This window comes from Salinicola salarius (genome assembly GCF_002179555.1).
GTDB classification, from domain to species: Bacteria; Pseudomonadota; Gammaproteobacteria; order Pseudomonadales; family Halomonadaceae; genus Salinicola; species Salinicola salarius_A.
In genome coordinates this window covers 123,068-142,788 of the sequence record NZ_NHOU01000002.1, presented here as the reverse complement: position 1 = coordinate 142,788, position 19,721 = coordinate 123,068, and the positions used below count along the sequence as shown (strand labels likewise).

Annotated in this window: 23 protein-coding genes; 11 read left to right on the top strand and 12 right to left on the bottom strand. The window is 63.3% G+C overall.

Annotated elements, in window-relative coordinates; translation table 11 throughout:
• The first annotated feature begins 8 nt into the window (after positions 1–8).
• Entirely contained in the window at positions 9–1,463 is a 1,455-nt protein-coding gene (gene tldD, locus CCD76_RS02365; RefSeq protein WP_087718115.1) for a metalloprotease TldD, read from the top strand.
• A gap of 63 nt (positions 1,464–1,526) precedes the next feature.
• Here the strand turns inward: tldD and yjgA are convergent, their stop codons facing one another.
• Positions 1,527–2,042, bottom strand: coding sequence for a ribosome biogenesis factor YjgA (gene yjgA / locus CCD76_RS02360; protein ID WP_256961046.1), 516 nt, complete (start codon positions 2,040–2,042; stop codon positions 1,527–1,529).
• A 183-nt stretch (positions 2,043–2,225) separates the two neighbouring features.
• Between yjgA and pmbA the strand changes: the two genes are divergently transcribed.
• Positions 2,226–3,566 (top strand): metalloprotease PmbA, encoded by a 1,341-nt coding sequence (gene pmbA, locus CCD76_RS02355; protein ID WP_087718113.1) that lies wholly within the window; start codon positions 2,226–2,228, stop codon positions 3,564–3,566.
• A gap of 133 nt (positions 3,567–3,699) precedes the next feature.
• Here the strand turns inward: pmbA and CCD76_RS02350 are convergent, their stop codons facing one another.
• The 11 genes from CCD76_RS02350 to CCD76_RS02300 all read right to left on the bottom strand — a co-directional run bounded on the left by CCD76_RS02350 (position 3,700) and on the right by CCD76_RS02300 (position 12,550).
• Positions 3,700–4,089, bottom strand: a complete 390-nt coding sequence (locus tag CCD76_RS02350; RefSeq protein ID WP_087717941.1) for an acyl-CoA thioesterase — start codon at positions 4,087–4,089, stop codon at positions 3,700–3,702.
• 72 nt (positions 4,090–4,161) lie between these two features.
• Positions 4,162–5,517, bottom strand: a complete 1,356-nt coding sequence (mgtE, locus tag CCD76_RS02345; protein ID WP_071232903.1) for a magnesium transporter — start codon at positions 5,515–5,517, stop codon at positions 4,162–4,164.
• A 108-nt stretch (positions 5,518–5,625) separates the two neighbouring features.
• Complete coding sequence (locus CCD76_RS02340; RefSeq protein ID WP_087717940.1) at positions 5,626–5,895, bottom strand: HPr family phosphocarrier protein; 270 nt, start codon at positions 5,893–5,895, stop codon at positions 5,626–5,628.
• Positions 5,882–6,838 (bottom strand): RNase adapter RapZ, encoded by a 957-nt coding sequence (gene rapZ, locus CCD76_RS02335; protein ID WP_087717939.1) that lies wholly within the window; start codon positions 6,836–6,838, stop codon positions 5,882–5,884. The genes CCD76_RS02340 and rapZ overlap by 14 nt, the downstream gene beginning before the upstream one ends.
• A 17-nt stretch (positions 6,839–6,855) precedes the next feature.
• Positions 6,856–7,335 (bottom strand): PTS IIA-like nitrogen regulatory protein PtsN, encoded by a 480-nt coding sequence (ptsN, locus tag CCD76_RS02330; RefSeq protein ID WP_087718112.1) that lies wholly within the window; start codon positions 7,333–7,335, stop codon positions 6,856–6,858.
• 9 nt (positions 7,336–7,344) lie between these two features.
• On the bottom strand, positions 7,345–7,653 hold the full coding sequence (gene hpf / locus CCD76_RS02325) for a ribosome hibernation-promoting factor, HPF/YfiA family (RefSeq protein ID WP_071232900.1): 309 nt from the start codon (positions 7,651–7,653) through the stop codon (positions 7,345–7,347).
• 128 nt (positions 7,654–7,781) lie between these two features.
• Entirely contained in the window at positions 7,782–9,215 is a 1,434-nt protein-coding gene (locus tag CCD76_RS02320; protein WP_087717938.1) for an RNA polymerase factor sigma-54, read from the bottom strand.
• Positions 9,216–9,364: 149 nt separating this feature from the next.
• Complete coding sequence (gene lptB, locus CCD76_RS02315) at positions 9,365–10,090, bottom strand: LPS export ABC transporter ATP-binding protein (protein WP_087717937.1); 726 nt, start codon at positions 10,088–10,090, stop codon at positions 9,365–9,367.
• 100 nt (positions 10,091–10,190) lie between these two features.
• Complete coding sequence (gene lptA / locus CCD76_RS02310; protein ID WP_087717936.1) at positions 10,191–10,733, bottom strand: lipopolysaccharide transport periplasmic protein LptA; 543 nt, start codon at positions 10,731–10,733, stop codon at positions 10,191–10,193.
• Positions 10,730–11,356: an LPS export ABC transporter periplasmic protein LptC gene (gene lptC / locus CCD76_RS02305; RefSeq protein ID WP_087717935.1), complete on the bottom strand. Its 627-nt coding sequence runs from the start codon at positions 11,354–11,356 to the stop codon at positions 10,730–10,732. The genes lptA and lptC overlap by 4 nt, the downstream gene beginning before the upstream one ends.
• Before the next feature lie 183 nt (positions 11,357–11,539).
• Positions 11,540–12,550, bottom strand: a complete 1,011-nt coding sequence (locus CCD76_RS02300; protein ID WP_087717934.1) for a KpsF/GutQ family sugar-phosphate isomerase — start codon at positions 12,548–12,550, stop codon at positions 11,540–11,542.
• Between the two features lie 201 nt (positions 12,551–12,751).
• Between CCD76_RS02300 and CCD76_RS02295 the strand changes: the two genes are divergently transcribed.
• The 9 genes from CCD76_RS02295 (at position 12,752) to hisD (ending at position 19,653) form a co-directional block, all read left to right on the top strand.
• Entirely contained in the window at positions 12,752–13,567 is an 816-nt protein-coding gene (locus tag CCD76_RS02295) for an ATP-binding cassette domain-containing protein (RefSeq protein ID WP_071232894.1), read from the top strand.
• A complete protein-coding gene (gene mlaE / locus CCD76_RS02290; protein ID WP_087717933.1) occupies positions 13,564–14,346 on the top strand; it encodes a lipid asymmetry maintenance ABC transporter permease subunit MlaE in 783 nt (260 codons plus the stop codon). The genes CCD76_RS02295 and mlaE overlap by 4 nt, the downstream gene beginning before the upstream one ends.
• Positions 14,343–14,804, top strand: coding sequence for an outer membrane lipid asymmetry maintenance protein MlaD (gene mlaD / locus CCD76_RS02285; protein WP_087717932.1), 462 nt, complete (start codon positions 14,343–14,345; stop codon positions 14,802–14,804). The genes mlaE and mlaD overlap by 4 nt, the downstream gene beginning before the upstream one ends.
• Positions 14,805–14,830: 26 nt before the next feature.
• Positions 14,831–15,523: an MlaC/ttg2D family ABC transporter substrate-binding protein gene (locus tag CCD76_RS02280; RefSeq protein ID WP_373419397.1), complete on the top strand. Its 693-nt coding sequence runs from the start codon at positions 14,831–14,833 to the stop codon at positions 15,521–15,523.
• Positions 15,520–15,885 carry an STAS domain-containing protein gene (locus CCD76_RS02275; RefSeq protein ID WP_087717931.1) on the top strand — a complete coding sequence of 122 codons (366 nt, stop codon included), beginning with the start codon at positions 15,520–15,522 and terminating at the stop codon, positions 15,883–15,885. The genes CCD76_RS02280 and CCD76_RS02275 overlap by 4 nt, the downstream gene beginning before the upstream one ends.
• Positions 15,886–16,026: 141 nt before the next feature.
• Positions 16,027–16,281: a BolA family protein gene (locus CCD76_RS02270; RefSeq protein ID WP_087718110.1), complete on the top strand. Its 255-nt coding sequence runs from the start codon at positions 16,027–16,029 to the stop codon at positions 16,279–16,281.
• Between the two features lie 57 nt (positions 16,282–16,338).
• Positions 16,339–17,601: a UDP-N-acetylglucosamine 1-carboxyvinyltransferase gene (gene murA, locus CCD76_RS02265; protein WP_087717930.1), complete on the top strand. Its 1,263-nt coding sequence runs from the start codon at positions 16,339–16,341 to the stop codon at positions 17,599–17,601.
• An 18-nt stretch (positions 17,602–17,619) separates the two neighbouring features.
• On the top strand, positions 17,620–18,267 hold the full coding sequence (gene hisG, locus CCD76_RS02260) for an ATP phosphoribosyltransferase (protein WP_087717929.1): 648 nt from the start codon (positions 17,620–17,622) through the stop codon (positions 18,265–18,267).
• A 75-nt stretch (positions 18,268–18,342) separates the two neighbouring features.
• A complete protein-coding gene (gene hisD, locus CCD76_RS02255) occupies positions 18,343–19,653 on the top strand; it encodes a histidinol dehydrogenase (RefSeq protein ID WP_087717928.1) in 1,311 nt (436 codons plus the stop codon).
• The last annotated feature ends 68 nt before the right edge of the window (positions 19,654–19,721 follow it).

The window sequence follows — 19,721 nt, the reverse complement described above, 5'->3', positions numbered from 1 at the left end:
TGAGTCCGATGAGACAAACGAGTGATGATGCCCTGAAGCAGGCGTCGACGCTGTTGTTGACCCCGGGTGGGCTGGACGTGGAATCGTTGAATGTCGGCCTCGGCCACGCCATGGGCGTCGGGATCGATTACGCCGATCTCTTTTTCCAGCGCACCTGGCACGAGATGTGGGTGCTGGAGGATGGGGAGGTCAAGGACGCCAGCTACAGCATCGATGGCGGCGTCGGCGTGCGGTCGCTCTCCGGCGAGAAGACCGGATTCGCCTACTCCAGCCAGATCAGCCAGGACGCGCTGCTGGATACCGGGCGCACGGCTTCCGGTATCGCCCGCAGCGGCGATCGGCGCGCCCCGAAGTCGATCCAGGTCGCCGCGGCGGCCTCTCGCTATCAGGGCATCGATCCGCTGAGCGGGCTGAGTGCCGAGGACAAGATCGCCATGCTCAAGCAGGCGGATCGCGTGGCGCGGGCGGCGGACCCCAGCGTGACGCAGGTCAGCGCGTCGTTGACCGGTGTTCACGAGGTGGTGCTGGTGTGCGCCAGCGACGGCACGCTGGCGGCCGACATCCGTCCGCTGGTGCGCTTCAACGTCAACGTGATCGTGGCGAAGGACGGCAAGCGTGAACGGGGCAGTGCCGGCGGCGGCGGCCGTTATTCCATGGAGCGGCTGCGCGACGAGAACGTGGCCGACAAGTACGCTCGCGAAGCGGTTCGTCAGGCGCTGGTCAATCTGGACGCGGTGGCCGCGCCCGCGGGCCAGATGCCGGTGGTGCTGGCCAATGGCTGGCCGGGCATTCTACTGCATGAAGCGGTGGGCCACGGGCTCGAGGGCGACTTCAACCGCAAGGGGAGCTCCTCCTTCGCCGGCCGTCTGGGCGAGCGGGTCGCCGCCAAGGGCGTCACGGTGGTCGACGACGCCACGCTCACCGACTGCCGCGGGTCGCTCAGCATCGACGACGAGGGCACGCCGGGTCAGTACACGCCGCTGATCGAGGATGGCATTCTCACCGGCTACATGCAGGACAAGCTCAACGCCAGGCTGATGGGCATGAAACCCACCGGCAACGCGCGCCGCGAATCCTACGCCCACGTCACCATGCCGCGCATGACCAACACCTACATGCTGGCGGGCCAGGACGATCCGGAAGAGATCGTCAAGAGCGTCAAGCGCGGCATCTATGCGGTCAGCTTCGGCGGCGGCCAGGTGGACATCACGTCCGGCAAGTTCGTGTTTTCCGCCTCCGAGGCGTATCTGATCGAGGACGGCAGGATCACGGCGCCGGTCAAGGGCGCCACGCTGATCGGCAATGGTCCTGAGGCCATGTCGCATGTCTCGATGATCGGCAACGACATGGCGCTGGATAGCGGCATCGGGGTTTGCGGAAAAGAGGGGCAGGGGGTGCCGGTTGGCGTAGGCCAGCCGACGCTGAAGCTGGACGAGATCACGGTCGGTGGTACGGCATCCTAGGCCACGAGTGCAGAGGATGCGTAACTCGACCGTTTGCCGGTGCCGGGTCGTCGTGGCTGGCGCTCAGAGCCCGACGGTATCGCGGAGCAGCTGGAACAGCTTGCGCGAACTGGCGGGCGGCTTGGCACGCTGCTTCTCGCTGCGAGCGTTGCGAATCAGCTGGCGCAGTGCCTGGCGGTCGACCTGGGGGTGCGCTTCGATGAACGGCTCCAGTGCTTCGTCATCGTCGATCAATCGATCGCGGAGCTGCTCGAGCCGGTGGAAAGCCGCGTTGCGCTGGGCATGCTCCTGGTCGATCTCCTCGAAGGCGGCTCGGATCGCTTCGCGATCTTCCTTGCGCATGACCTTGCCGACGTACTGCATGTGGCGACGGCGGCCTTCGTGGGAACGGATGCGTCCGGTTTCTTCGACGGCGTCACGCATGTCGTCGGAGAGCGGCAGTCGAGCGCGCACGGCCGGGTCCAGCGCGATGATGCGCTCGCCCAGTGCCTGCAGCTCCTGCATTTCGCGTTTGAGCTGGCTCTTGCTGGGAGGCGCGTCGTCCTCGAAAGCCATGTCGTTGTCCGAACCCTTGCCCATGTTGTTACCCCAAGCGACGAATGAAGGCCGCAGTATATCAGCGTGAACCCGCACGCCAACGCATGGGGTGCATCATGCGTGTGAAGCCGGGCCGCAAGGCCGCTTCGATGGCCTGCGTTACCGGCAACCCCGGGCTGTGATCCGAATGTCCACGATCCGAGTTTCATGAATCAGGAGTCCGAGATGAGTCAAGCTTTCAATGCCGAGGCGCAGCAGTCGCGTCTCGAGGAGCGCGCCGGCATGGCGCTGGAGCTCGCCAAACGACTGGGAGCGGACGCCTGCGAGGTGGGTGCCAGCGTCGACCAGGGGCTGGGCGTGAGCGTGCGGCTCGGCGAGACCGAGACCGTGGAACTCTCCCGCGATCAAGGCATTGCGGTCACGGTGTACGTGGGCAACCGCAAAGGCAACGCCTCCTCGTCGGATGCGGGCGATGCCTCCATTCGTGCCGCGGTCGAGAAAGCCATTTCGATCGCGCGATATACCGGCGAGGACCCGGCGTCGGGGCTGGCGGACGCCGAACTGATGGCGACCGATCTGCCGGATCTGGATCTGCATCATCCCTGGGCGTTGAGCACGGACGAAGCGATCGAGCTGGCGTTACGCTGCGAAACGGCCGGCCGCGAGCAGGCGGGCATCACCAACTCGGAGGGAGCGAGCCTGTCTTCTTCCGAGGTGGTCACGGTCTACGCCAACAGTCACGGCTTCCTGGGCAGCAAGCGTGGCACGCGGCACTCGCTTTCGTGCCTGCTGATCGGGGGCAGTGGCGATGGCATGCAGCGCGATCATGATTTCACCACGGCGCGCCGGGCCAGCAATCTGGCCAGCCCGGAATCGGTGGGCATCAGCGCCGCCGAGCGCACGCTGCGCCGGCTGGGCGGTCAGCGCCCGAAGACCGGCCGATTGCCGGTGCTGCTGGCGCCGGACATGGCTCGCGGATTGGTCGGCAACCTGCTCAACAGCATTGCCGGCGGAGCGCTCTATCGCGAGTCTTCTTTCCTCTGTGACCAGCTGGGCGAGACGCTGTTTCCCGAGTGGTTCTCGCTGGGCGAATATCCGCGCGAGATCGGTGGCATGGCGAGCGCCGCGTTCGATGGCGACGGCGTGGCCACGCGCGACAATGTCTTCATCGATCGAGGCAAGCTGGCGAGCTACATGCTGGCCGCCTATAGCGCTCGGCGACTGGGACTGCAGACCACCGGCAACGCCGGTGGCGCGCGCAACGTGCGCATTCAGGCGCCGACGACCTCGCTGGAGGACCTGATGCAGCAGATGGGAACGGGCATCATGGTGACCGAAATGATGGGCCAGGGGCTCAATCCGGTGACCGGGGACTACTCGCGGGGCGCTGCGGGCTTCTGGATCGAGAATGGCCAGATATCCCATCCGGTCGAAGAGTTCACCGTGGCGGGCAACCTGCGCGACATGTTTGCCGGCCTGCGGGGAATCGGCGATGACATCGACCGACGCGGCAGCATCCAGACCGGCAGCTGGCTGCTCGATTCGATGACGATTGCGGGGCAGTAGTTGCCCGGGCTTCGCCCGGAGCTGTGAGCTTTAAGCTGTAAGTAAAACCGTAAGCCGATTGGTTATGCAGGTAAATGGTTGCATCCCGGCTTACGGCTTACGGCTTACGGCTTACGGCTTACGGCTTACGGCTTCAGCCCTCGAAGCGGTCCTTGATATAGGTAATCTCGGTGCGGCCGTGGGGCGCGGGGGTCCCGTCGTCGCCGAGATTCACGAAGACCATTCTGTCGATCGTCAGGATACTCTTGCGGGTGATCTTGTTACGCACGTGGCATTCCAGCGTGATCGAGGTGGTGCCGAAGTGCGTGGCCGTAATGCCGAGCTCGATGATGTCCCCCTGACGGGCGCTGGAGACGAAGTTGATCTCGGAGATGTACTTCGTCACGACCTGGGCGTTACCCAACTGAATGATGGCGTAGATCGCCGCTTCCTCGTCGATCCAGCGCAGCAGGCTTCCACCGAACAGTGAACCGTTGGGATTGAGATCCTCGGGCTTGATCCATTTGCGGGTATGAAAGTTCATCCGCTGCTCCTCGTTGGCATCACCCGGCGTCGTGGCCCGCCCTGGCGTTCGGTGGTCGGGCCTGCCGGGTCGTTACAGATAAAAGGCAGTCGCCAGACCCAGGAAAGCGACGAAGCCGACCACGTCGGTAATGGTCGTCAGCAGCACGCCGCCGGACAGCGCCGGGTCGATCTTGAACTTCTTGAGCAGTACCGGAATCAGGGTGCCGGCCATCGTGGCGACGGTCAGGTTGATGACCATCGCCATGGCGATGATCTGCCCCAGCCGGATGTCGTCGAAGCGGAAGACCGACATGGTGCCCACCACCACGGCCCAGATCAGACCGTTGGTCATGCCGACGAGCAGTTCGCGGATCAATAGCCATCGCACGTTGGCGCCGGAAACGTGGCCCAGCGCGATGCCGCGAATCAGCACGGTCAGCGTTTGCGAGCCGGCGATGCCGCCCATGCTGGAGACGATCGGCATCAGCACCGCGAGAGCCGCGATCTGCTGAATGGTGTCCTCGAAGAACCCGATGGCGATAGAGACGATCGTTGCCGCGATCAGATTGATACCGAGCCAGAATGCCCGGCGACGGCTCGTTCGCAGCGCCGGGGCGAAGGTGTCTTCGTCCTCGTCGAGACCGGCCATGCTCATGACCTGATGCTCGGCATCCTCGCGGATGACGTCGACCACGTCGTCGATGGTGATGCGGCCGAGCAGTTTGCCGTCGATGCCGACTACCGGCGCCGAGATCAGGTCATGCTTCTGGAACAGCGTCGCGACGTCGCTGTCCGAGGCGGTGGCCTGAATGGAGTGGAAGTCGGTCTCCATGACCTCGCGCACCAGCACCGAGACATCCGAGACCAGCAGGCGGTTGAGCGACAGGATGCCGATCAGCTCGTCACGACGCGTGACGACCAGCAGGGTGTCGGTGGCATCCGGCAGGCGCTCGTGGCGGCGCAGGTAGCGCAGGACGACATCCAGAGTGATATCCGGGCGGATGGTGATCGCGTCCGGGTTCATCAGGCCGCCGGCGGTATCCTCCGGGTAGGAGAGGACCGCTTCGACCCGCTGGCGTTCCTGCGCCTCCATCGACTGGAGGACTTCCTGGATGACGGTATTGGGCAACTGCTGCAGCAGGTCGGCGAGGTCGTCGACATCGAGACCCTCGGTCGCCGTCAACAGCTGCTCGGCATCCATGCGGTTGAGGAATTCGATCTGGACGTCATCGCCCAGATACTGCAGCACGTCGCCATGCAGCTCGGGGTCCAGCAGGCCCCAGAGAATCTCGCGCTCCTTGGGTGGGCTGGACTCGAGCAGGTGGGCGACATCCACCGGCGCCAGGCCGCGATTGAGCATGCGCCGCGCCTGATCCAGTGCGCCGCTTTCGAGAGCTTCGTTGAGCTTGGCCAGCCGTGGCTGCAGCTTTTCGGGATTGTTGCTCATCCTGAACGGTCATCCTTGAACGACTGGCGGGATGAGCATTCTACCATCGTCGAGCAAAATGACGAGGATGGAAAACGCTGTTCACGAACGGTGTGAAGAGAGTGGGAGCTACTCGTCTTCGTGGAAACGCGCTTCGAAAAGTTCGGCGATCGCGTCCATGGCGGCGTCTGCATCGTCGCCCTCGGTAGTCACGGTCAACTCGGTGCCGCAAGGCGCGGCTAGCATCAGCAGAGACATGATATTGGCGGCATCGGCCTGCCGCTCACGGTGTTGAATCGCCACACGGACGTCGAAGGGTTGGCAGCATTGGACCAGTTTGGTGGCGGCGCGGGCGTGCAGCCCACGACGATTGGTCAGGCGAAGTTCACGTGTCGGCATCGCGCTTGAGTGATCCTGCGTCTTTTGTTGGTGCATCCTGCGGCGCCGGCTCGCGCGGTTCCGAATCCTGCGGGAGCGCGGTCTGAATACCGAGTTCGCGATGGCGAAGTCGAATGTCGGTGGATTCATGATGGAAGTGGCGAGCCAGGCGTTCGATCAGGTAGACCGAGCGGTGCTGGCCGCCGGTGCAGCCGATCGCCACCGTCAGGTAGCTACGATGGCTGGCCAGGTAGGCGGGCAGCCAGCGAGTCAGCCAGGCGTGGATATCGCCCGCCATGGCGTGGACGTCGGGGTAGGATTCCAGAAACTCGACGATCTGGGCATCGCGGCCGTCATAGGCGCGCAGGCCGGGGTCCCAGAACGGATTGGGCAGGCAGCGCGCGTCGAAGACCATGTCGGCGTCCAGCGGCACGCCGCGTTTGAAGCCAAAGGACTCGAAGGTCAACGTCAGACGGCCGCCGGTGTGCTTGGCGACCTGTTCCCCGATCCGCGCCCGCAGTTCGTGTACCGAAAGCCCCTGGGTATCGATCACCAGGTCGGCCATGCGGCGAATCGGTGCGAGATATTCCTGCTCGTGATCGATCGCCTCGGCCAGCGTCATGTCGTTGCCGCGTGTCAGCGGATGACGCCTGCGGGTGGCCGAGTAGCGCTCCAGCAGAATCTTGGCGTCGGCGGTGAGATAGACGACCTGCGTGTCGATCCTGCGCTCTCGCACCGCATTCAGCAGGACCGGGAAGCGTTCGAGCGATTCCGGCAGGTTGCGTGCATCGATGCTGACCGCCACGTTGGGGCGCGTGGGCGGAGCGCTGCGCAGTTCGTCGATCAGCGGTGCCAGCAGATTGGCCGGGAGGTTGTCGATGGCGTAGTAGCCCAGATCTTCCAGCGCCTGCAGGGCGATCGATTTTCCCGAGCCGGAGCGGCCGCTGATGATGACGAGTTGCATGCCTAGTGTGTCCTGGTTCAGTCGTCGTCGTTGGGTTGATGATGACGAATGGCATCGATCAGCGCGTCGTGCAGCGCCTGCTGAGTCTCCGCGTGACGCAACTGCTGTCTGACGCTGCCCTGATTCATGACGCCGGCGACCTCGGCCAGTAGCGAAAGGTGGGTATCGTCCGCTTCTTCCGGTACCAGCAGCACGAATACCAGATCCACCGGTTCACCGTCGATCGCGTCGAAGTCGATGGCGTCCTTCAGGCGCATGAATCCCGCGATCGGCCCCTTGCAGTGAGGGCTGCGCGCGTGAGGGATGGCAACGCCGTTGCCGATCCCCGTGCTGCCCAGTCGCTCACGTCCGATCAGACGGCTGAAGACTTCCTGGCTATCCAGGCTGGGTGTGTTTTGGGCGATGAAGGTGCTGAAGAATTCCAGCAGACGTTTTTTACTGCCCCCCGTGACCCCGTAGAGGATGCGTTCGGGGGGCAGAATGCTTTCCAGTGTCATCATCAGGCGTTAACGGGCGCCGGCGCCTTGGGCGCGGGCTTGTGCCTTCTCTTTGTGTTTGACCAGTTGGCGGTCGAGTTTGTCGGCCAGTGAATCGATGGCGGCATACATGTCGGTATCGCTGGCTTCGGCGTGTAGATCGCCGCCTGCGGCATGCAGGGTACAGGCTGCCTGTTGGCGCTCCTTCTCGACACTCAGGGTGACCTGAACATTGGTGATGTTGTCGTAGTGACGCTCCAAACGAACGAGTTTTTCTCCGACGTAGTCCCGGAGGGCATCGGTCAGCTCGACATGGTGGCCGGTAACGTTCACTTGCATGACACACTCCTGTTGCGGCAGATGGCACTTTTGATTGTAACCCTTTTCAGGTCACTGCAAAGGCATCGTGATCGATATCGCCCGGTTTGGCGAGCCCTGGATTGATTTTGCCTCGTGCAGCCGCACCGTTAGGAAAGGCGCTTGCGCTCACTGGATGAAGGAATGCCCATGGCTTCCCGGTATTTGGCCACGGTACGCCTGGCAACGCAGATATCGGACTGGGCGAGCAATTCGACCAATTTGCTGTCCGAGAGCGGCTTTCTGGGGGGCTCTTCGCCGATGAACTTCTTGATCCGGGCGCGAATCGCGGTGCTCGAATAGCTGTCACCTTCCCCGCGTTGACCGCCGACCTGGCTCGAGAAGAAGTACTTGAGCTCGAACACGCCGCGAGGCGTGTGGATGTACTTCTGTGTCGTGACACGGGAAATCGTCGACTCGTGCATGTCGACGCTGCCGGCGATATCGGCCAGGATCAGCGGCTTCATGGCCTCTTCGCCGCGCTCGAGGAAATCGACTTGGCGCGACATGATCTCCCTGCCGACACGCAGCAGCGTGTCGTTGCGGCTCGAAAGACTCTTGAGCAGCCAGCGGGCCTCCTGCAGATGCTGGCGCAGGAAGGTGTTGTCGTCACTCTTGTCGGCGCGCTTGATCAGGGCGGCGTAGTCGGGCTGGATGCGCAGACGTGGCAGCGCCTCGGCGTTGAGCTCGATGCGCCAGCCGTCGGGAGAGGGCGTGGCGACGAGGTCGGGAATCACGTAGTCGTCGCGGCTGGTATCGAAGCGTTGCCCGGGGCGTGGTTCGAGCATGCGGATCATCGCGATGACGCTGTCGAGTTCGTCGTCCTCGAGCCGCAGCCGGCGCTTGAGCAGTCGACGATCATCGCCGGCCAGGGCCTCGAGAAACTGGCGTACCAGACGTTTGGCTTGTGGCAGCAGCGGGGTGTCCGGGTCCAGCGTGCCGAGCTGGAGCAGCAGGCATTCGCGCAGGTCGCGGGCGCCGACGCCCGTGGGGTCGAACTGCTGCAGGCGCATCAGCACGCGTTCGAGATCCGCCGTGGTCACGCGGTCGCTGCGTTGGGCACGGAGGCTGAGGGCCAGTTCGTCGAGCGAGCCGGTGAAGTAGCCGTCGTCATTGATCGCATCGATCAGGCATTCGCCCAGCTCGCGCTCGCGGTCGTCGAAATCGCCCATCGCCATCTGCCACAGCAGATGATCGTGCAGGCTGGTGACAGCGGCGTTGCGATCGAAATCCGGCGCCTCTTCGCTGCCACTGCTGCTGCCGAGCGATCCGGCGGTGGCGTCCTGGTAGGTGTCGCTCCAGTCGCTGTCGAGCGCCAGTTCATCGGGGATGTCGCTGGGCCAGTCGTCTTCCGGGGTTTCCTGGGTCTCCTGCTCCGAGTACTGCTCTTCCAGCTCCAGCATCGGGTTGGATTCGAGCGCTTGTTGGATCTCCTGGCACAGGTCGAGCGTCGACAGCTGCAGCAGTTGAATCGCCTGCTGAAGCTGAGGCGTCATGGTCAACTGCGTGCCGAGTCTGAGTTGCAGCGAAGGCTTCATGGACATGGCGAAACGGTCGTCACAATCAACGAGGGAATAACCACGTTACTCATTGATCTGGCGACATGCAACGATTTATGCAAGAAACATGCCACTCAAGGCGGCCTAGCCTAGGCTGGCCGCTGGAAAGCAACCTGGTGGGGCGGGAGATCGGATTATAACCGGAATTCGTGGCCAAGATAGACGTCGCGAACGCGCTGGTTGTCGAGGATGGCTTCCGGGCGACCCTCGGCAATGATCTGTCCGTCACCGACGATATAGGCGTTGTCGCAGATATCCAACGTTTCGCGCACGTTGTGATCGGTGATGAGGACGCCGATCTCCCGGTCGCGTAGCTGGCGGATGATGCTCTTGATATCGCCGACCGAAATCGGGTCGACGCCGGCGAAGGGTTCGTCGAGCAGGACGAAGGCCGGCTCCGTGGCCAGCGCGCGTGCGATCTCGACGCGCCGGCGTTCGCCGCCGGACAGGCTCATGCCGAGGTTGTCGCGAATGTGGTCAATGTGAAAATCGGCGAGCAGCCGCTCGAGCTGTTCGCGTCGCCCGGCGCGGTCCAGATCCTTGCGCGTCTCGAGAATGGCCATGATGTTGTCGGCGACGCTCAGCTTGCGAAAGATCGAGGCTTCCTGGGGCAGATAGCCGATCCCGGCTCGCGCCCGGTCATGCATCGGTGCACGGCTGAGGTCGTGGTCGTCGATATGAACGCTGCCGGCATCGGCCTTGACCAGGCCGACGATCATGTAGAAGGAGGTGGTCTTGCCGGCGCCGTTGGGGCCGAGCAGGCCAACGATGCTGCCCTGGCGCAGGGTCAGGCTGAAATCGTGGACGACGCGACGTCCCTTGTAGCTCTTGGCCAGATTGGCGGCCGTTAGCGTTTTCATGGATACGGTCCTTGTGGCGACGCGGCGCAGAGCGATTCGGGCCCGGTGGGCATGGTCGGAAACAGAGCCCGAATCTTCTCTGGAGTCATGACTGTAAGAACTATTGGGACGGCTGCTCGGAAGCGTTGCGCGGCGTGAGGGTCATGCGAACGCGACCGTCGCCGCTGCCGTCGCCGTCCTGGCTGGAACGAGCCTGGACGCGGCGCGAGTCGAGATAGTATTCGACGTAGGCGCCATCGAAGGTATCGCCGGCCTGATGCAGCTCGGCGTTGCCGACCAGTTCCACGCGGCGCTCGGCGGCGTGATAGACGACGGTGTCGCCCCAGCCCTTGACGATCTCTTCGTCGGGCGCCGGTTTCTGTTCGAGGTAGGCGCGCTCTCCGCCCCCACCTTTGGCGGTGACCTGGTTGACCTCGCCGTTGTTACCCCGCTGGATGTCGACGCGTGCAGCCTTCAGTTTCATGCTGCCTTGTTGCATGTCGACATTGCCGGTGTAGACGGCAGTGCCCTGGCGGTCGTCGAGCTCGAACTGATCGGCGGCGATCTCGATCGGCGAGCTGGCATCGCTTTCCAGTGCCATGGTCGGAAGGCTGGTGAAGCCCAGTGCGGTAAGCACCAGGAGTTGGCCGAGTTCTCGCCTCATGATCCTTGATCCTCAGATTGCTGTGACTGGGATTGCTGTGATTGGGGTTGCTGTGGCAGGTGCCCCTGCACGTTGTCGGTCAGGCGCATACGGTCTTCGTTGATCCAGGCATCGAAGTGATCACCACGCATGCGCTGGTCATGCTGACGCAACACGGCGGGTGTGTCACTCCAGGCATGGGCTTCGCGATTATCGTAATGCAGTGTCTGCGTTTCCAGGCTCCACGCCTGCTCCGGTTGTATCAGGCGCGCATTGCCCTCCAGGGTCAACTGCTCGCCGCTGCGATCCATTACCCCCGTGTCGCTGGTCACCTGCCACTGGCGCTGCTCGTCGTCGATGAGGTAGCCGTGGGGTGTCTCGGTACGAATGACATCGTCGGCGGGCGTGTGTACCAGCCGCGGCGTATCCAGGCGTTGATAGGCGCGCCCCTGAGCATCGAAGCGCGTCATGCTGGCCTCTTCGAGGTAGTAGTCGGGCTCGCCAGTCATGTTGCTGGTTGCGGACTCCTGCTGGTTTTCTCCACGCTGATCCAGATAGGTCAGCCCGCCACCCAGAATCAGCAGTAGTGCCAACAGGCCGAGGCGCCTCCACCAGGGTGACTGAAATCCGGCTGTCTTGGCCACGGTTGCTCCTTGTCTTGAACGAAAGCCTTGATCGAACTGGCGTTGATGAATATGGGCTCTGGCGGCTCGAACCGCATCGTTATTCCAGTGCTGGATTCCGGTGCTGGAAACGACATGGCCATTTCATTGAGACGATGCCATCAGGGTACAACTTCGACGATGAATCGGATGTTCGACGACGAATCAGATGACTCCGCTTCTCAGCAGGTCGTGCATGTGCAGCGCCCCCACGGGGACGCCATCTTCGATCACGGCCAGTGCGGTGATTCGGTTGTCCTCCATGATCCGTACCGCTTCCGCGGCCAGCATGTCCGGCGTTGCCGTCTTGCCACCCCGAGTCATGACGTCATCGACACGAAGCAGGCTGAAATCGCCACGCTGGTCGAGCGTTCGGCGCAGATCGCCGTCGGTATAGACACCGACCAGCAGGCCGTGTTCATCGACGACGCAGGTGAACCCCATGCCCTTGAGCGTCATCTCCAGCAGCGCCTCTCGCAACGGGCTGCCGGTCGGGACGCTGGGGAGCCGGCTGCCCTCGTGCATGAGGTCGGCGACGCGCAGCAGCAGGCGTTTGCCGAGCGTGCCGCCCGGATGCGACAGGGCGAAATCGTCGGCGCTGAAACCGCGCGCCTCGAGCAGCGCCAGCGCCAGCGCGTCGCCCATCGCCAGTGCGGCGGTGGTGGAAGAGGTCGGCGCGAGATCGTGCGGACAGGCTTCGCGAGAGACGCCGACATCGATGTGTACATTGCTGTACCGTGCCAGAGTGGATGCGGGCCGGCCGGTCAGGCTGACGAGCGGCGCGCCGAGGCGCTTGAACAGCGGGAGCAGACCGGTGATTTCCTGGGTTTCGCCCGAATTGGACAAGGCGATGACCACGTCGTCCCCGGTGATCATGCCGAGGTCGCCGTGGCTGGCTTCGCCGGGGTGCACGTAGAAGGCCGGCGAGCCGGTGCTGGCCAGGGTGGCTGCCATTTTGCGGGCGACATGGCCGGATTTCCCCATGCCGGTCACGATGAGGCGGCCACGACAGTCGAGCAGCAGTCTGCAGGCAGCGTCGAAACAGTCGTCGAGTTTCTCGACGAGCTCACCAATGGCCTGCTGTTCCAGCGTCAGCGTGCGTCTGGCGCTGGCGCGGAAGTCTAGCGTAGCGGGTTCACTCTGAGGCACGGCGGAAGCGACTCGGGGATCGGTCATGGCATGAATGTCGGTCGTGGAATGGTGGGCGCTGGGCGATTTCGGCGCGGCGCGATACGCAAGAGTATACCTTCGATCGTCCGGCGATTCGTCCCTTTGCAGGATAGCAGGTGTGACGGCTGATCAGTGACGGCTGGTCGGTACCATCTAGGTTAAGATACAATGTTCGATAATTGATCTCACTGGATTGGTGGATGCTGCATGGATGATCCGATTATGGTCGAGGTCAAGGATCTGCATTTTTCCCGCGGCAACACGGATATCTTCCGTGGTGTCGACTTGCAGATTCCGCTTGGCAAGATAACTGCCATCATGGGGCCCAGCGGAACCGGCAAGACGACACTGCTGAAGTTGATCGGTGGTCAGCTGGTGCCGGACAGGGGGCAGGTTCTGATCGACGGCCAGGACGTACACCAGCTATCGCGGCGTTCGCTTTTCAAGCTGCGCCGTCGCATGGGCATGCTGTTTCAGAGCGGCGCACTGTTTTCGGACCTCGACGTGTTCGAGAACGTCGCGTTTCCGCTGCGTGTACATACCGAGCTGCCGAACGCCATGGTGCGTGACATCGTGCTGATGAAGCTTCAGGCGGTCGGGTTGCGTGGCGCACGCCACCTGATGCCATCCGAACTGTCCGGCGGCATGGCTCGACGGGTGGCGCTGGCTCGCGCGGTGGCGCTGGATCCGGATCTGGTGCTCTACGACGAACCTTTCGTCGGCCAGGATCCGATTTCGATGGGGGTATTGGTGCAGTTGATCAAGAAGGTCAACCAGGCGCTTGGGCTGACCGCCGTGATGGTCTCCCATGACATCAAGGAGACGCTGTCGATCGCGGACTACGTCTACATCATCGCCGATGGCAAGGTCATGGCGCACGGCACTCCGCAGACGCTGGACGTCAATGATGACGCCCATGTGAAACAGTTCGTGCATGGCGAACCCGACGGCCCGGTGCCGTTCCATTACCCGGCACCGGATTTCTTCGACGACATCCTGGCGCCGGCGGGGCAGTTCTCATGATGCGACATATCCATGCGCTTGGGCGGGCGACGCTCGATATCGTGAGTTCGATCGGCCGGGCCGGGCTGTTTCTGATCCAGTCGATCGTTTGCCTGCCGTCTCGCGAGGGCTTTCATCTTTGGGTCCGACAGATGCACTTTGTCGGCGTGATGTCGGGGGCGATCGTGCTGGTGTCGGGGCTGTTCATCGGCATGGTGCTGGCGCTACAGGGCTTTACCATCCTGGTCGGCTTTGGCGCCGACGAGGCGCTGGGGCAGATGGTGGTGTTGTCGTTGGTTCGTGAGCTGGCTCCCGTGGTCGCCGCGCTGCTGTTCGCCGGCCGTGCGGGATCGGCGCTGACCGCCGAAATCGGCCTGATGAAAGCCACCGAGCAGCTCACCAGCATGGAGATGATCGGCGTCGATCCGCTGCGTCGCATCGTGGCGCCTCGACTCTGGGCCGGTTTCGTCTCGTTGCCCATTCTGACGGTGATGTTCGCCGTGGTCGGCATCTGGGGCGGGTATCTGGTCGGCGTCGACTGGCTCGGCGTCTACGAGGGCTCCTACTGGAGCAACATGCAGGACAGCGTCGACTTCGTCGACGATGTGCTCAACGGCATGATCAAGAGCTTGGTGTTCGGGCTGGTCGTGACCTGGATCGCGGTCTTCCAGGGCTATGACCTGATTCCCACCTCGGAAGGTATTTCGCGCGCGACCACCCGCACGGTGGTATACGCCTCGCTGGCGGTATTGGGCCTCGATTTCGTGCTCACCGCGCTGATGTTTGGAGACCTCGGATGAAGCGCAACAACTTGTTGGAACTGGGCGTCGGCATTTTCATGCTGGCAGGCATTCTGGGGCTGGTGTTCCTCGGGCTCAGGGTCAGCGGTCTGGGCGTTGGCGTGCCCAACGACACCTTCACGCTGACGGCCAATTTCGCCAACATTGGCGGGTTGCGGCCGCAATCCAAGGTCACTATGTCCGGTGTGCGCGTCGGCAAGGTGACCAATATCCAGCTCGACCCCAAGTGGTTCGATGCCAAGGTCACCATGGAGCTGGATTCGGAATACGAAGGCAAGCTTTCCAATGACACCACCGCGGCCATTCTGACCTCCGGCCTGCTGGGCGAGCAGTACATCGGCCTGACCGTGGGCGGGGCGCCGGAGATGCTGCATGACGGTGATGTCATCCACGACACCCAGCAGGCGCTGGTGCTGGAGGAACTCATCCAGCAGTTCGTGTCGAACATGGCCAATTGATTTCAGACGAGGAGTCGATGATGAAAATGAGTTTTGCGCGGTATGACTCGGCGGCGCCGAAGCGCGTCTCAGGCCTGAGCAGGGCCTGGATGGCGGGTGTTGCCCTCGTTGCGATGTGTCTGGCGAGCGTCGCGCCGGTGGCCCAGGCCCAGCAATCGCCGACCCAGGTGATTCAGCAGAGTGTCGATTCGCTGATGTCCGAGCTGGAGGGCAAGAAGGACTACTATGCTCAGCACGATGGTGAGCTCGCCAAGCTCGTCGATACCAACATGGCGGAAGTGGCCGATTTCCGTTACATCGGCGCCAGCGTCATGGGGCGCTATTTCCGTGGTGCCACGCCGGAGCAGCGGTCTCGGTTCGTCAACGTCTTCCGCAAGACATTGATCGACACCTATGCCAAGGGGCTGGTGACGTTCGACTACCAGACGCTCCGGGTGAAGGAGAGCGAGAACGCCGGACGCTACGAGGATCAGGCATCGGTTCCCATGGAGGTGGTTTCCACCAATGGTGAAATCTTTCCGGTCAATTTCACGCTGCGTCAGAATGATGGGCAGTGGAAGGTGATCAACGTGATCGTCAATGGTATTAACCTCGGTCTGACGTTCCGTAATCAGTTCGATCAATCAATGCGGGACAACAATCGTGACATCGAGACCGTGATCAACAACTGGGCGCCGGAAGTCGGTACCGACGAGCTCGAAAAGGGCGGCGACGCGTGAGTCTGCTGCTCGAACGAGAGGACGCCACGCTGGAAGTCGTCGACGGCAACGTGCTGACGATTCGCGGCGAGGCGGACTTCGACAGCGCCGGCCCGCTGGCCCAGGCGGGGCGTCACTGGCTGGCGGATCAGCCGGAAAATGCCAAGGTCTCCTTCGACCTAACCGGCGTGCAGATTCCCAGCAGCGCGGTGCTCAGCGTGCTGCTGGTGTGGGTGCGCAGCGTGCAGCGCCACTCGCTGAGCCTGCAGCGGGTGTCGCTGTCATCGGCGTTGAAGCGGCTGATGGATATCACCGAGCTGGCACCGCTGCTGCCCGCGGTCGAAACCACTTGCGTCGAGTCGACGCCACCCCGCCACGACTAACCTGCTTCCATCGTCCCGTCTTGGCGAACGCTTGCGATGTTTTTGCATGCGGCCAAGATCGCCAAGAAGGGGCGCTTTCCGCTACCATGTGGCGCTTTCCCTGCGCATCCGGCGCAGCAGTCACAAGGGAGCCCGATCGTCATGCAACCCAGCGATGTCAAAAGCCGTCTCGAGAACCAGATCGATGGCTGTGAGTTTCATATCCAGGGCGAAGGCTGCAACTTCCAGGTCATTGCCGTGGGCGAGGTTTTCGAGGGCATGAGTCCCGTCAAGCGCCAGCAACTGATCTACGGTGCCTTGGCCGACGAGATCGCTTCCGGCGCGCTGCATGCCATCAGCATCAAGACGTTTACGCCTGCCCAGTGGGAAACGGCGCCCGAGAATCCCGGCGTCTGATCTTTCTTCCGGGCCTCTCGGGCCGGTCATCTCTATTCGATTCTATAGCGAACCTTCATGGACAAGCTGATCATCACCGGTAATGGACCGCTCGACGGCGAGGTCTGGGCCAGCGGGGCGAAGAATTCCGCGCTGCCGATTCTGGCTTCGACGCTGCTCGCCGACGAGCCCGTTACCATCGGTAACCTGCCGCATCTTCAGGACATCACCACGACGCTCGAGCTGCTCGGCCGAATGGGCATCGAGCCGGTCATGGGCGAAAAAATGAGCATCCAGATCGACGGTTCGCAGGTGCGTGACTGTCACGCCCCCTACGAACTGGTCAAGAAGATGCGCGCCTCGATCCTGGTGCTCGGCCCGCTGCTGGCGCACTTCGGTACCGCTGATGTGTCGTTGCCGGGAGGGTGCGCCATCGGCTCGCGGCCGGTCGATCTGCATATCCGGGGGCTTGAGGCGATGGGTGCCGATATTACCGTCGAGGGGGGCTATATTCGCGCCCGTGTCGACGGTCGGCTCAAGGGGGCCACGATCTTCTTTGATACCGTGACCGTGACCGGCACCGAGAATCTGTTGATGGCGGCTACTCTGGCTGAGGGCACGACGATCCTCGAGAACGCCGCGCGCGAGCCGGAAGTGGTCGATCTGGCCGAGTGCCTGATCGCCATGGGTGCCAACATTCGTGGGCAGGGCACCGATACCATCACCATCGAAGGTGTCGAGCGTCTCCACGGCTGCCACTACGATGTGATGCCTGACCGTATCGAAACGGGGACGTTTCTCGTCGCCGCCGCGGCGACCGGTGGGCGGGTTCGCGTGCGCAAGACCCGTGCGGACATACTGGAGGCGGTGCTGGCCAAGCTCGAGGAAGCCGGGGCGACCATCACCACCGGCGAGGACTGGATCGAGCTCGACATGGGTGGGCGCCGGCCCAGGGCCGTCAACCTTCGTACCGCGCCCTATCCGGCTTTTCCCACCGACATGCAGGCGCAGTTCGTGGCGCTGAATGCGGTGGCCGAAGGAACCGGCACGGTGGTCGAGACGATCTTCGAGAACCGCTTCATGCACGTGCAGGAGCTCAACCGCATGGGGGCGCATATCGCTCTCGAGGGCAACACGGCGGTAGTCACTGGCGTCGAGAAGCTGTCCGGCGCGCCGGTGATGGCGACCGATCTGCGTGCCTCGGCAAGTCTCGTCATCGCGGCGATGGTAGCCCAGGGGGAGACGATGGTAGACCGGATCTATCATATCGACCGCGGCTACGAGTGCATCGAAGAGAAATTGCAGCTACTGGGCGCGCGCATTCGTCGCGTGCCGAGTTAGGTGACGGCAAGAGAGAACATGAGCAACCAACTGATTCTGGCCCTGTCCAAGGGCCGTATTCTCGAAGAGACACTGCCGCTACTGGCGGATGCGGGTATCACGCCGGCGGACGATTTCGGCAAGAGCCGCAAGCTGCTGTTCGATACCAACCTGCCCGACGTCAAGCTGGTGGTCATTCGCGCGGTGGATGTGCCGACCTATGTCCAGCTCGGTGCAGCCGACCTTGGGGTAGCCGGCAAGGACGTTCTGCTTGAGCATGGCGCCGAGGGGCTCTACGAGCCGCTCGACCTGGGAATTTCACGCTGCCGCCTGATGACGGCGGGCATCGTGGGCGCGCAGCCGGCGCATGCCAAGCGGCGGGTCGCAACCAAGTTCGTCAATGTGGCGCGCCGCTATTACGCGGAGCAGGGCATCCAGGCCGAGGTGATCAAGCTCTACGGGGCGATGGAACTGGCGCCGCTGATGAACCTGGCGGACGAAATCGTCGATATCGTGGATACCGGCAATACCCTGCGGGCCAACGGCATGGAACCGCGTGAGCTGATCGAGAACATCAGCACGCGACTGGTGGTCAACAAGGCGTCGATGACGATGAAGCACGAGCGGCTGAGGCCGCTGATCGAGCGCCTGCGTCAAGCCGTGGCAACGCGTCTTCCAGCCGCCTGAGACGTCGATCCGTCAAGCGTGAATGGCGTGCCGGTCGGTGGACGGCGATCGGCCGAACGTAGAGAGAATGCAAAGATGAGCCAAACGACTACCATTGCCCGCCTCACCACGCGGGATGCCGATTTCGATACGCGTCTCGATTCACTGCTGGCCTGGGAAGGTGTCTCCGACCATGAGGTCGGGGGGCGGGTCGCGGAGATCATCGCCGCCGTTCGCCAGCGCGGTGACGACGCCGTGATCGAGTACACCAACCGCTTCGACCGTCTGTCCGCTACCGACATGGCCGAGCTGGTGATCGGCCCGGAACGTCTCGAGGCGGCATTCGAGGGCGTGCCGGCGGAACAGCGCGAGGCGCTGCGTCATGCCGCCGAGCGCATCCGGCTCTATCACGAGCGCCAGAAGCCGGAATCCTGGCAGTACAGCGAGCCGGATGGCACCGTGCTGGGCCAGAAGGTGACGCCGCTCGATCGGGTCGGTATCTACGTACCCGGCGGCAAGGCCGCCTATCCCTCGTCGGTACTGATGAATGCCGTGCCGGCGCACGTGGCCGGTGTGCGCGAAATCATCATGGTCGTGCCGACGCCGGATGGCATCGTCAACGAACTGGTGCTGGCTGCGGCGCATCTTGCCGGGGTCGACCGGGTATTCACGCTGGGCGGTGCCCAGGCCGTGGCGGCGCTGGCTTATGGCACTCGGAGCGTTCCTCGGGTCGACAAGATCGTCGGGCCGGGCAATATCTATGTGGCGACGGCCAAGCGCGCGGTATTCGGGCAGGTGGGCATCGACATGATCGCCGGCCCCTCCGAGATCCTGGTCGTTTCCGACGGCGGGACCGATCCCGACTGGCTGGCAATGGATCTGTTCTCGCAGGCCGAACACGATGAAGATGCGCAGGCGATTCTCGTCACCTGGGACGCCGGGCATCTCGAGGCAGTTCAGGCCTCCATCGAGCGGCTGCTGCCGACCATGGAGCGCGAGGCGATCATCCGCGAATCGCTGGCGCGGCGCGGTGCGCTGGTGCTGTGCGACGGTCCCGAGCAGGCGGTCGAGCTGATCAATCGGATCGCCCCCGAGCACCTGGAGCTTTCCGTGGAGGCGCCACAGGCGATGGCAGAGAAGGTGCGCCACGCCGGCGCCATCTTCATGGGGCGCTACACCGCGGAAGTGCTGGGCGACTACTGCGCCGGCCCCAACCACGTACTGCCGACCTCCGGCACGGCACGCTTTTCGTCGCCACTGGGTGTCTACGATTTTCAGAAGCGCTCTTCACTGATTCAGTGCTCCCCGGAAGGGGCCGATACGCTGGGCCGGACCGCCTCCGTGCTGGCGCGAGGGGAGTCGCTGACGGCGCACGCGCGCTCGGCGGAGAATCGCCTGAAGCGCTGAGCAGCCACCGTTCGGACCGGTTCGATCGCCGCCCTTGCCGGGGCGGCGATGTCGTTTCTGGCCTATGA